Here is a 12,678-nt window from a genome sequence, read left to right as displayed (position 1 = left end):
TGTTTCAATTAAAACGTAGTAGTGTTGGTAAAAAATCAGTGCTCTTCAGACGCCATCGACAGATAGACGATCGTCAGAACCATGAAGATAAAGGCTTGCAGCGTAATGATCAGGATGTGGAAAATGGCCCATGGCACATTAAGAATCCACTGTGACCACCACGGCAGAAGACCCGCGATCAGAATGAAAATCAGCTCACCCGCATACATGTTGCCGAACAGTCGCAGACCCAGTGAAACAGGTTTGGACAGCAGGCTAACGCCTTCCAGGATCAGGTTGACCGGAATAAACGCCCAGTGGTTGAACGGCTGCAAGGTAAGCTCTTTCACAAAGCCGCTTACGCCTTTCATTTTGATGCTGTAGAAAAGAATCAGGATAAATACGCCCAGCGCCATCGACAGGGTGATGTTCACGTCCGCAGACGGTACAACACGCAGCGCAGGCAGGCCGAAGATGTGCTCGCCGATAAACGGCAGCAGATCGATTGGCAGCAGGTCCATCAGGTTCATCAGGAAGACCCAAACGAACACGGTCAGGGCCAGCGGAGCAATCAGCTTGCTCTTACCATGGTACATGTCTTTGACGCTGCCATGGACGAAGCCGATGATCATTTCGATGAAGGTCTGGAATTTCCCTGGTACACCGCTGGTCGCTCGTTTAGCAACACCGCGGAACATGGCCAGGAACAGAAGACCCAAAACCACCGAGAAGAACATGGAGTCGATGTTGATCGTCCAGAAGGTGGCCGGGGGGTTATGTGGATCCACCAGCGAGAATGTACGCAGGTCCAGCTGAAGGTTATTCAGATGGTGACCTATGTAATCCTGCGGCGTCATATTTTCTGAAGCCATGATGCCTTTTACCCTTTGTTATTGATTACAGCTGGAGCCAGAACTTGTACCACCAGCACCAAAACCCACGTTGCTATCAGCGGCATGAAGACCACTTTCAAAACCGCCAGCGCCATCACCAGTAAAGCAAAGGTCAGCAACACCTTACACACTTCGCCGAGGGCGAAGGACCAGGCCACGCGGCCTTTGGCGGGTGTATGCGCCTGATGACGCCAGGCAAAAATCATAAACAACACGTTTGGCAGCACAACCGCCAAACCCCCGCACACGGCGGAGATGCCCCAGAAGGGGTCTTTGAGGCTAAACAGCAGTCCACTTGCTATCACAGCCAGAAACTGAACGAACAGAAGCTTACGAGCAACGTTTCTACTCAAGAGCGACACAGACATCACGTTTTTACTCCTGCTCCCTTCGAGGTATGCCGCGTGTCGTATAAAACGTCCTTTAAGGCTCAGAGTCAAGCATCAAAAAGCGGTCAAATTATACGGTGCGCACCCGTGATTTCAAACATTAAGTAGCGAAAAGGTGAATAAATGTTTAAATATTTTTCCCCACCGCTATTTTTTAACTTTCGCTGAAAGCGTCAACCTTCGACCAAAACTGCAAACAGCGCGAAAACGTTGACGATAAAGCGTGCACGAGATCACAAAACACACATTTGCGATAAGGTTGTCTTTATCAAAGACGCAAATCGCAGAAATTTATCTTTATGAAATTAAACGCAAAACGTCGTAACTATTTTCAAAACAGCCCAGTACACAATAAAAACCTTTTATTGACATTCTTAATAAATAATTAACATTGCGTTCTGGTTACTGCCTTCCACTTTTAGCAGCCTTATATTTTCACAGATGACTATCTTCTTGGTGAATAATAGGCGCTCCGTTAACCGGAAGAAAAACCTTAGTGAAAAAGAGGTTAAATGCTCACCGGTAAATCCCCGGTAGTTGTGCTGTTTTTTAACATGCGAAGAACAGCACAAATTCCACATTTTTTATTAATTTTTTAAAAATTGTTTGGCTTAATTATCACCAGATGACGTTCCCCATCGAGCTGAGGAATGTTTAATTTCTCGATGGATTCAACAGCAAATCCGTCCGGAAGCTGTTCAATCTCATCGCCTGGCAACTGCCCTTTCAGCGCATAGAAGCGGCCATTTTCTGCAGGCAAGTGCTTACACCAGCTCACCATATCGTTGAGCGACGCAAAAGCACGGCTGATAACCCCGTCAAACGGCGGCTCCGCCGGGAACTCCTCTACCCTGCTCTGCACGGGTGTGATGTTCTCCAGCTTCAGCTCATGCTGTACCTGACGTAAAAAGCGCACGCGCTTGCCGAGGCTGTCCAGCAGGGTGAAGTGGCTCTCAGGGCGAACAATCGACAGCGGAACGCCCGGTAAACCAGGTCCTGTCCCCACGTCGATGAAACGCTCACCTTTCAGCCAGGGGGCAACCACAATGCTATCGAGAATATGGCGTACCAGCATCTCGTTGGGGTCACGTACTGAGGTCAGGTTGTACGCTTTGTTCCATTTGTTCAGCATATCGACATAGGCCACCAGCTGATTTTTCTGGTGATCGGTGAGCGAAATACCTGCCTGATCCAGCAGACGAGAGAGTTTGTTGAGCACGGTGAATACCTGTTTAGCGATTTTTCGCCCGGTGGCGCTGCCGCTTACCGGGCCTACGAATAAGTAGGGCGGGTAAGCGAAGCGCCACCCGCCAAAAGCAATGTCAATTACGCGCTGCGGCGCAACATACCTTGCTTTTTCAGCCAGACCAGCAGGATCGAAATCGCTGCAGGGGTAACCCCCGAGATGCGGGACGCCTGGCCGATCGACACCGGTTTGTGATCGTTCAGCTTGGCGATCACTTCGTTTGAAAGGCCCGTCACCTGGCGGTAGTCGAGCATTTCCGGCAGCAGCGTGTTTTCGTTACGCTGCTGTTTTTCGATCTCATCCTGCTGACGCGCGATGTAACCTTCGTACTTCACCTGGATCTCAACCTGCTCTGCCGCTTCAGCATCTTCCAGTCCCGGCGCGAACGCGGTCAGTTTGACCAAGTTCTCATAGGTCACTTCAGGACGGCGCAGCAGATCTTCCCCGCTGGCTTCACGCGACAGCGGTGCTGTTAAGTGAGCGTTTACTTCGGCAGCGGTTTCCGCCTGCGGATTCACCCAGGTGGTTTTCAGGCGCTGGCGTTCCTGTTCAATGCGCTCCAGCTTCTCGTTAAAGCGCGCCCAGCGTTCGTCATCCACCAGACCCAGCTCGCGACCCATTTCGGTCAGACGCAGGTCGGCGTTATCTTCGCGCAGCATCAGGCGATATTCCGCGCGAGAGGTAAACATACGGTACGGTTCTTTGGTACCCAGCGTGCAGAGATCGTCAACCAGCACGCCCAGATACGCCTGAGAACGGCCTGGCGCCCAGCCCTCTTTCTCAGCGGAGAAGCGTGCGGCGTTCAGACCGGCAAGCAGACCCTGTGCAGCCGCTTCTTCGTAGCCGGTTGTGCCGTTAATCTGACCCGCGAAGAACAGACCGTGGATGAATTTGCTTTCCAGGGTTGGTTTCAGGTCACGCGGATCGAAGAAATCGTACTCAATAGCGTAGCCAGGGCGAACGATTTTCGCATTCTCCATCCCCTGCATTGAGCGAACAATTTGCATCTGCACATCGAACGGCAGGCTGGTGGAGATGCCGTTCGGATAAATTTCGTTTGAGGTCAGCCCTTCCGGCTCCAGGAAGATCTGGTGCTGGTTACGATCGGCAAAGCGCATCACTTTGTCTTCGATCGACGGACAGTAGCGTGGGCCAATCCCTTCGATCACGCCAGCATACATGGGGCTGCGATCGAGGTTATTGCGGATCACGTCATGGGTTTTCTCGTTGGTATGCGTGATGTAGCACGGTACCTGCTGCGGATGTTGCGCCGCATTGCCCATAAACGAAAAGACCGGCATGGGGTTATCACCGTGCTGTTGCGCCAGCACGCTGAAATCAATGGTGCGCGCATCAATACGCGGCGGCGTACCGGTTTTCAGACGGCTGACGCGCAGCGGCAGTTCACGCAGGCGACGTGACAGTGGGATAGACGGCGGATCGCCAGCACGGCCACCGCTGTAGTTATCCAGGCCGATATGAATTTTTCCGTCCAGGAATGTCCCGACGGTCAGCACAACCGCTTTTGCGCGGAACTTGAGACCCATCTGGGTCACTGCACCCACGACGCGATCGTTCTCAACGATAAGATCTTCTACAGCCTGCTGGAAGATCATCAGGTTCGGCTGGTTCTCCAGCGCGGTGCGCACAGCCTGACGGTAAAGCACGCGGTCTGCCTGGGCACGGGTCGCCCGAACAGCAGGTCCTTTACTCGCGTTTAGTATCCTAAACTGGATGCCTGCATGATCGATCGCTTTCGCCATCAGGCCGCCAAGTGCATCCACTTCTTTTACCAGGTGTCCTTTCCCAATGCCGCCAATCGCCGGGTTACAGGACATTTGTCCCAGCGTGTCGATATTGTGTGTCAAAAGCAGGGTCTGCTGACCCATACGCGCTGCGGCCATTGCGGCCTCAGTGCCTGCATGACCCCCGCCAATGATGATGACGTCAAAAGGATCCTGATAAAACATGGTGGTCTGCCTCGCGTAAAGCGGTATGAAAATGGATTGAAGCCCGGGCCGTGGATTCTACTCAACTTTAGTCTTTCGAGAAAGCATTGGGATCCTGGGCTATTAAAAAGAAGATCTTTTTATTTAGAGATCTGTTCTATTGTGATCTCTTATTAGGATCGCGAACATGTGTGGATAAGTCCGATCTCATAAAGAAGATCATGCAGTTAGAAAGGATCGTTTGCTGTGAATGATCGGTGATCCTGGACAGTATAAGCTGGGATCAGATCGCGACTTTATACACAGGTCAAAAACAACACAACAGTTGTTCTTTGGATAACTACGGGTTAATACGAGCTTTTAACCAGAGTTATCCACATCTGTTCGCGCGATCTTTAATCGTTTTTGAGTAAATTTTTCCATTCCGCGAGCCAGATCTCGGCTGGATCCTCCGGAATGTCATGATCGAGGATGTTGATCTTGAGCGTTTCACCCAGCTGTTTTGCTCCGCAGGAGGTAACAGCGGCTTCAACTTTCTCTATTGCCCCGCAAAAGGTGTCATATTCACGACTGCCGATCCCCACCGCGCCAAAACGGACGTTTGACAGGTCGGGCTGTTGTTCCAGCAGTTCGTCATATAAAGGTTGCAGGTTATCCGGCAGATCGCCCGCGCCGTGCGTGGAGGTGATCAGCAGCCAGACCCCGTCAGCCGGGAGATCTTCAAGCAGCGGGCCGTGCAGGGTTTGTGTGGAAAAGCCCGCATCTTCCAGCTTTTCAGCCAGGTGTTCCGCTACGTATTCCGCACCACCAAGGGTGCTGCCGCTGATAAGGGTAATGTCCGCCATTGATCGCTCGCCCAGATAAAGAGACGGCCATTGTACGCTGTGAACGAGCTGGGATCTACCTGTGGAAAATGTGGGAATGAATTTGCCCGATCACGGGCGGATGGTACGCATGATCGGGTTTTGCAGGGAGATCAGTGTCTCGGTGGACTGAATTTCATCGATTGTTTGGATCTTGTTGATAAGTACCTGCTGGAGGGCGTCGATGGATCGGCACATGACCTTTATAAAGATGCTGTAGTGACCGGTGGTGTAATACGCCTCGGTGACCTCATCCAGCGCGTTCAGCCTCGCCAGGGCGGAAGGATAGTCTTTTGCGCTTTTAAGAATGATGCCGATGAAGCAGCAGACGTCGTAACCCAGATGTTTAGGACTGACGTCAATGCGTGCGCCGGTAATGATCCCCGCCTGTTTCATCTTCTCTACGCGAACGTGAATGGTCCCCGGGCTGACGCCAAACTGTTTCGCCAGCTCGGCGTAGGCGGTACGGGCATTGGCCATTAAGGCCTCCAGGATGCCGCGGTCGAGATTGTCGATCTGATAATTTTCCATAGCTTTTTCTTATGAAGATTAATGAATCACTCTATTCTAGCGTTTAATTTTATCGAATCAAAAGTGAAGGTGGCTTTTTGTTGATGAGTTATTGAATGTGATGCCATTTCTGTTGCTTAATCAATATCAACAGGACGCAGGAGTATAAATAATGAAAACCGCTTACATCGCAAAACAACGCCAGATCAGTTTCGTTAAATCCCATTTTTCCCGCCAGCTGGAAGATAAACTTGGGCTTATTGAAGTCCAGGCGCCAATTCTGAGCCGCGTGGGTGACGGGACCCAGGATAACTTGTCTGGATGCGAAAAAGCGGTACAGGTGAAAGTGAAAACACTGCCAGACGCCCAGTTCGAAGTGGTTCATTCCCTGGCGAAGTGGAAGCGTCAAACCCTGGGACAACACGACTTCAGCGCGGGCGAAGGGCTCTACACGCACATGAAAGCCCTTCGCCCCGATGAAGACCGCCTCACCCCAATTCACTCTGTCTATGTTGACCAGTGGGACTGGGAGCGCGTGATGGGTGACGGCGAGCGCCACGTCGGCACGCTGAAATCTACCGTTGAGGCGATCTACGCCGGGATCAAAGAAACCGAAGCGGCCGTGAGCAAAGAGTTTGGTCTGGCACCGTTCTTGCCGGATACGATCCACTTTGTTCACAGTCAGGAATTGCTGAGCCGCTTCCCGGGTCTGGATGCCAAAGGCCGCGAGCGTGCGATTGCCAAAGAGCTGGGCGCGGTATTTCTGATTGGGATCGGCGGCAAGCTGTCTGATGGCAAACGCCACGACGTTCGCGCGCCGGATTATGATGACTGGAGCACTGCGGGTGAGGGCGAATTTGCCGGTCTGAACGGTGATATTCTGGTCTGGAACCCGGTACTGGAAGACGCCTTCGAGCTCTCTTCTATGGGGATCCGCGTGGATGCTGACGCGCTGAAGCGCCAGCTGGCGGTCACCGGCGATGAAGATCGTCTCAAACTCGAGTGGCACCAGGCGCTGCTGCGCGGTGAAATGCCTCAGACGATCGGCGGCGGCATCGGCCAGTCCCGTCTGACCATGCTGCTGCTTCAGTTGTCACATATCGGTCAGGTCCAGTGTGGCGTATGGCCGCAGCAGGTACGTGAAAGCGTCGGTTCTCTTCTTTAATTAACGCCGCCAGCGTCTGAGCAGGCGGCTACGCAGCCCGGTATCAAAGCGCCAGATATGATCGAAGATGCGCATGATGCCGGGTTTCCCATGGGCGGACATCGCCACCGCGTGAAAACGGTGCTGATGCACCCGCTGTAACTCCTTCACCTTATTCACCACGTCATCCGGCAGCCGCTGGGCAATAAAATCGGAAATCACCACCGCGTCAGCGTCGTACCAGTCGCCGCCCTGCATACGCTCCACAATGCTGCGAAAGCAGCTGGCCAGATCCGTGCCGCCGCGAAAACGCTGGCTCAGGAAGCGGATTGCCTGCTCGATCCCCTGCTGGTTCGTCAGCTCATAGCCCACAACCTCGCTGGAGAACAACATGATGAAGCAGCGACGGCGATCGGCGAGCGCCACGCGCATCAGCGCCAGACAGAATGCCTTCGCACACTGCTCGTTAAACCCGCCCATCGATCCGGACGTATCCACGCAAACAATGAATGGCCCGCGCGGCTGTTCATCAAAATCCTGATGGACCACCGGCCGTTGGCTGATTTTCTCGCGCCAGGCTTCGCCGTGCAGTCGGTAGGTGAGAAGCTGTTTTTCCACCAGCCGACGATAGAACTCATACTCCAGCTCGGTCATCCCCAGCGTGCTCAGCTCGGTCGGCAGCAGACGTAAGATGTCGTCGCTTTGCTGCAATCCATCTACCTGCTCCGGCACGGTGGCCGGTTCGCGGACCAGCGTGCGGAAGGTTTCCATCGGCGCATCTTTCTTTGGGACCGATTTTGCCTCCCTTGAGCGTCCCAGCTGTTCTGCAAGCTTCATCAGCTCGGGCTGCTGCGTTAGAAAGTCACCGTACTTCACGATCAGCTGGTAGTCACCGCGCTTCAACTGCCCGGCACTCATGTCCCACAGACGTCCGGCGGCGTTTTCATTTTCTACCAGCACCTCTTCAAGCTGACCGCTCAGCGTCATACGCTCCTGAACTTCGCTGAGCAGCTGTTCACGCTCTTCATCCAGCAGTTGCTGGTTCAGCGTTGTGGCCTGAACGACCAGGCTGAGGCGCCAGCGCTGTAGGAACAGGGTATGTAGCGCCGGGGTAAAAGTGGCGTTATCCGTGACCAGCGTCCGCGCCTGGCTGGCAAACGGAGAGTGGACTTTATCAAGCAGCGTAAGGGTTTGCGGCAGCTGGACGATAAACTGCGGTGTCGACAGCCGTTGGCACTGCTGATAGCTGGCGACCTCCTCCGTCAATTCAGGCGGGACTTCCGTCTCCTTAAACCGCTGGCGAAGGTTATCGCGCCAGCGCGGGAGATCGTCGGTCATCGCTTTTTTGAGCTTAGGAAATTTTTCGAAGAAGGCCGCCAGCTGCGGCGACGCCAGGAGGGTAATAACCACCTCCTCGATCAGACCTTCCTCACTGACCGCCAGCATGACGTTGAGCGTGTCCAGCGTTAGCATTGACGCGCCTGTTTGATCTGCGCGCTGACGTCCTGCAGGCTGGCTTCGATGCGACCTAACCAGTCGCTATGAATAAAGAGGCATTTTTGCTGCTCGCTGAAGCGGGTGTGCTGCTGGTGCCATTCGGTATCCAGCGCTTCCAGCTGCTGCTTGATCTCTTCCGGCACGCTATCGGAAGCGGCGCCCGGCAGCGCCAGACGCGATCCCTGCAGGCTGACGTCGCGGATCACCAGATGCTGGCTGCTATCTACTTCCATATTCAGCGGCTGCGCGAAGCCGATGCCGTTGAGCTTGCCGCGAATCTCACCGCCCTTATCCAGCCACTGTGCCAGCGTTTCGCGCTCAATCGTAATGTGTACCACCTGCATGTCATGCAGTTTGAGCGGCTGCTGGAGCAGCAGCGTTAGCGTCGTACCAGTCAGATCGGCAGGAAGCTCGTAGTGCGGTTTGCGGGCGAACATGCCCCCCAGGCGGTTCACCTTCAGCGCGGTTTTATCACTTTGCTGCTGCTGAAGCTGGATGCGCCGCTGGGCAATCGCCCCCAGCTGGTTGAGCATCGCCTGCTGCCCCCAGGCGTGCCCGGTCATCAAAACGTCAAGCTGCTGCTGCATCAGGTTCATGCCTTCTGCATCATGCCAGAGGCAGTCTTTGAGCAGGATCAGGTCGATTGGCGCAACGGCGTCACGCCCGCTGAACAGGGCGCTGGCCTGCAGCAGACGGATCGCTTTTTTCCAGCGGCGATCGGAAACATAGGGCGCAGAAGGGAGGAGATCGAGCTGCTGACGCAGCAGATAGATCAGCTCAAATACGGCGTCAGGCAGCTTGATTTTGCTGATATCCTGCTGCCACTGGTGATACTCCTCATCGGTGACCTGTAGCGAAGCAGACACCGGATTTTCGTTCTCATCCTGCTGGCTTATCAGCAGGGAGCGGAAATTGGATTTATCCTGCACTTTGTCCAGCCACAGGCGGATCAGCATACGGTCATACAGCGCTTCCAGACTGCTGTCGGCTTCAGGCAGTTCGTTAGAGGCGGCCACCAGCAGGCGCATCGGGATTTTCTCTTCGCTGGCGCCGTTACGGAACCGACGTTCGTTTATCGCCGTGAGCAGAGTGTTCAGAATAGCCGGTCCCGCTTTCCAGATCTCATCAAGAAAAACAATCTCAGCCTCAGGCAGATACCCCGCCGTCAAGCGCTCATAGCGCCCTTCATCTTTCAGCGCCTGAATGGAAAGCGGGCCAAAAACTTCTTCTGGGGTGGAAAAGCGGGTCATGAGATATTCGAAGGCGCGGGCGTTCTGAAAAGCAAATTTGAGCCTGCGGGCGATCAGGCTTTTGGCAATGCCCGGTGGTCCCAGCAAAAACACGCTTTCACCGCTCAGCGCCGCCAGCAAACAGAGGCGAATGGCGTGGCTACGCTCGAAAAGGCCTTTCTCCAGCGCGCTGCTGAGGCGGGAAATTCTTTCTGCTAATAAATGTGAGTGAGCCATAATAGTTTTGCATCCTTTCGCCGTCGTGGCGGCCAATTGAAGCGAGTATAGACGTTTCAGTCAGGGCTGGTAATAGACTGAAGTGCGGCGCAATTTTCTTTGCGCTACATTAATGCGGTTGCATTTAGGGGTACGATTTTGCAATGAATCGTGCATACTGTGCGCTTTTTGTGGGCCAAGGGACCAGGAACACATTTGTTATTTAAACGAAAAGACTAGTCTATGAGCACTGATAATAAGCAATCATTACCCGCAATAACGCTTGCGGCGATCGGGGTTGTCTACGGTGATATCGGCACCAGCCCGCTTTATACGCTTCGTGAATGTCTGTCCGGCCAGTTTGGCTTTGGTGTTGAACGCGATGCCGTGTTTGGCTTCCTGTCCCTCATTTTCTGGCTGCTGATCCTGGTGGTTTCCGTTAAATATCTCTCCTTCGTTATGCGTGCAGATAACGCAGGTGAAGGTGGGATCCTGACCCTGATGTCCCTTGCCGGGCGCAATACCTCGGCCAGAATGACCTCAGTGCTGGTCATAATCGGCCTGATTGGCGGCAGTTTCTTCTACGGGGAAGTGGTGATAACGCCGGCTATCTCGGTGCTGTCGGCGATAGAGGGGCTGGAGATTATCGCGCCACAGCTGGATACGTGGGTGGTTCCGCTCGCTATCATTGTCCTGACGCTGCTTTTCGCTATTCAAAAGCACGGCACCGGGCTGGTGGGCAAACTGTTTGCTCCGATTATGCTGGCCTGGTTCCTGATCCTGGCGGCGCTTGGCTTGCGCAGCATTATCGCGAACCCGGAAGTGCTGCAGGCGCTGAACCCTTACTGGGCCGTGCATTTCTTCCTCGAATACAAAGTGGTTTCCTTCGTGGCGCTGGGTGCCGTCGTGCTCTCCATCACCGGTGTGGAAGCGCTGTATGCTGACATGGGCCACTTCGGGAAACTGCCTATCCGCGTGGCATGGTTTATTGTGGTGCTCCCGTCGCTGGTGCTGAACTACTTCGGTCAGGGTGCGCTGCTGCTTAAAAACCCGGAAGCGATCAAGAACCCGTTCTTCCTGCTGGCGCCTGACTGGGCGCTGGTGCCGATGCTGATCCTGGCGACGCTGGCGACCGTCATTGCCTCTCAGGCGGTGATTTCCGGCGTGTTTTCTCTGACGCGCCAGGCCGTGCGTCTGGGATATCTCTCGCCGATGCGCATCATCCATACCTCAGAGATGGAGTCGGGTCAGATTTACATCCCGTTCATTAACTGGCTGCTCTATTTCGCAGTTGTCATTGTTATCGTCAGCTTCGAGCACTCCAGTAACCTGGCGGCGGCGTACGGTATTGCCGTAACCGGTACGATGGTGCTGACATCGCTTCTCTCCACCACGGTGGCGTACCGAAACTGGCACTGGAATAAATTCCTCGTGGCGATGATTCTGGTGGGCTTCCTGTGCATCGACGTGCCGCTGTTCTCTGCGAACCTCGACAAAATTGTCTCCGGTGGCTGGCTGCCGCTGACGCTGGGTCTGGTGATGTTTATTGTCATGACCACCTGGAAAAGCGAGCGTTTCCGCCTGCTGCGCCGCATGCATGAGCACGGGAACTCTCTGGAGGCGATGATCGCTTCTCTGGAGAAATCCCCGCCGGTTCGCGTGCCGGGGACCGCGGTATACATGTCTCGCGCGCTGAACGTCATTCCGTTCGCGCTGATGCATAACCTCAAGCACAACAAAGTGCTGCACGAGCGCGTGATCCTGCTGACGCTGCGCACCGAAGATGCGCCGTATGTTCATAACGTCCGTCGCGTGCAGATTGAGCAGCTGTCGCCGACCTTCTGGCGCGTGGTGGCAAGCTACGGCTGGCGTGAAACGCCAAACGTGGAAGAGGTGTTCCACCGCTGTGGCCTGGAAGGGCTGAGCTGTCGGATGATGGAGACGTCGTTCTTTATGTCGCACGAGTCGCTGATCATCGGCAAGCGCCCGTGGTATCTGCGCCTGCGCGGCAAGCTGTACCTCATCCTGCAGCGTAACGCCCTGCGTGCGCCTGACCAGTTTGAGATCCCGCCTAACCGCGTGATTGAGCTGGGAACGCAGGTCGAGATCTAAGTCTTTGTACGGCCTGATGCCCTCACCCCGACCCTCTCCCACAGGGAGAGGGCGCAAACATAAAAAACGGTAACCTTGGGGTTACCGTTTTGCATTTACCTCCATTCCATTTCACTTAGCGAAACGTTTCGACGTCGATCACAAATCTGTTACGTCATGATGGTTTTCTGAACATTTCTGGGGCTACACTACTTTTAGCGAAACGTTTCGCTAGTGGAGCAAGAAAATGAAGAAAGGCACGGTTCTCAACTCAGAAATCTCATCGGTTATTTCCCGTCTTGGGCATACCGATACGCTGGTGGTTTGCGATGCAGGCTTACCGGTTCCGCGTAGCACAACCCGTATCGACATGGCGTTAACGCAGGGTGTTCCTTCGTTTATGCAGGTACTGGAAGTCGTGACCGCGGAGATGCAGGTTGAGGCGGCCATTCTCGCGGCGGAAATCAAACAACATAATCCGCAACTCCACGAAACGTTGCTCAGCCACATTGAGCAACTGCAACAACACCAGGGAAACACCATAGAAATTCGTTACACAACGCACGAGCAGTTCAAACAACAAACCGCAGACAGTCAGGCGGTGATTCGCAGCGGGGAGTGTTCCCCGTATGCGAATATCATTCTCTGTGCTGGCGTCACCTTCTGAGGCCA

Annotated in this window: 11 protein-coding genes; 3 read left to right on the top strand and 8 right to left on the bottom strand. The window is 54.2% G+C overall.

The genetic code is table 11. From position 1 onward, the window contains the following. Window positions 1-35: 35 nt before the first annotated feature. The 6 genes from atpB to asnC form a co-directional block, all read right to left on the bottom strand. Window positions 36-851 (bottom strand): F0F1 ATP synthase subunit A, encoded by an 816-nt coding sequence (gene atpB, locus GVO84_RS22665; protein WP_023309789.1) that lies wholly within the window; start codon window positions 849-851, stop codon window positions 36-38. A gap of 8 nt (window positions 852-859) precedes the next feature. Continuing rightward, a complete protein-coding gene (gene atpI / locus GVO84_RS22660) occupies window positions 860-1,240 on the bottom strand; it encodes a F0F1 ATP synthase subunit I (RefSeq protein ID WP_023333920.1) in 381 nt (126 codons plus the stop codon). A 616-nt stretch (window positions 1,241-1,856) separates the two neighbouring features. Beyond that, a complete protein-coding gene (rsmG, locus tag GVO84_RS22655; protein ID WP_121423348.1) occupies window positions 1,857-2,480 on the bottom strand; it encodes a 16S rRNA (guanine(527)-N(7))-methyltransferase RsmG in 624 nt (207 codons plus the stop codon). A 107-nt stretch (window positions 2,481-2,587) separates the two neighbouring features. After that, window positions 2,588-4,477 carry a tRNA uridine-5-carboxymethylaminomethyl(34) synthesis enzyme MnmG gene (mnmG, locus tag GVO84_RS22650; RefSeq protein ID WP_014072433.1) on the bottom strand — a complete coding sequence of 630 codons (1,890 nt, stop codon included), beginning with the start codon at window positions 4,475-4,477 and terminating at the stop codon, window positions 2,588-2,590. A gap of 374 nt (window positions 4,478-4,851) precedes the next feature. Continuing rightward, complete coding sequence (mioC, locus tag GVO84_RS22645) at window positions 4,852-5,301, bottom strand: FMN-binding protein MioC (RefSeq protein WP_023333917.1); 450 nt, start codon at window positions 5,299-5,301, stop codon at window positions 4,852-4,854. A gap of 90 nt (window positions 5,302-5,391) precedes the next feature. Further along, the gene (asnC, locus tag GVO84_RS22640) at window positions 5,392-5,850 is read right to left on the bottom strand and encodes a transcriptional regulator AsnC (RefSeq protein WP_024907891.1); all 459 of its coding nucleotides are present in this window, start codon (window positions 5,848-5,850) and stop codon (window positions 5,392-5,394) included. A 151-nt stretch (window positions 5,851-6,001) separates the two neighbouring features. Here asnC and asnA point away from each other — a divergent pair, with 151 nt between their 5' ends. Beyond that, window positions 6,002-6,994: an aspartate--ammonia ligase gene (gene asnA, locus GVO84_RS22635; RefSeq protein ID WP_159515169.1), complete on the top strand. Its 993-nt coding sequence runs from the start codon at window positions 6,002-6,004 to the stop codon at window positions 6,992-6,994. On the opposite strand, the gene viaA is transcribed toward asnA, so the two are convergent. Both viaA and ravA read right to left on the bottom strand, forming a co-directional pair. Beyond that, window positions 6,995-8,446 carry an ATPase RavA stimulator ViaA gene (gene viaA, locus GVO84_RS22630; protein ID WP_159515168.1) on the bottom strand — a complete coding sequence of 484 codons (1,452 nt, stop codon included), beginning with the start codon at window positions 8,444-8,446 and terminating at the stop codon, window positions 6,995-6,997. It abuts the gene before it with no gap. Beyond that, window positions 8,440-9,936 carry an ATPase RavA gene (gene ravA, locus GVO84_RS22625; RefSeq protein ID WP_159515167.1) on the bottom strand — a complete coding sequence of 499 codons (1,497 nt, stop codon included), beginning with the start codon at window positions 9,934-9,936 and terminating at the stop codon, window positions 8,440-8,442. The genes viaA and ravA overlap by 7 nt, the downstream gene beginning before the upstream one ends. Before the next feature lie 222 nt (window positions 9,937-10,158). Here ravA and kup point away from each other — a divergent pair, with 222 nt between their 5' ends. Beyond that, complete coding sequence (gene kup / locus GVO84_RS22620; protein WP_121423344.1) at window positions 10,159-12,027, top strand: low affinity potassium transporter Kup; 1,869 nt, start codon at window positions 10,159-10,161, stop codon at window positions 12,025-12,027. A gap of 226 nt (window positions 12,028-12,253) precedes the next feature. Next, window positions 12,254-12,673: a D-ribose pyranase gene (gene rbsD / locus GVO84_RS22615; RefSeq protein WP_003862392.1), complete on the top strand. Its 420-nt coding sequence runs from the start codon at window positions 12,254-12,256 to the stop codon at window positions 12,671-12,673. Window positions 12,674-12,678 lie beyond the last annotated feature (5 nt).

It is taken from the genome of Enterobacter sp. SM3 (genome assembly GCF_009811935.2).
Taxonomy (GTDB): domain Bacteria; phylum Pseudomonadota; class Gammaproteobacteria; order Enterobacterales; family Enterobacteriaceae; genus Enterobacter; species Enterobacter asburiae_D.
Note: the sequence above shows the minus strand (reverse complement) of the source record. Positions and strands in the feature narration are given on the sequence as shown.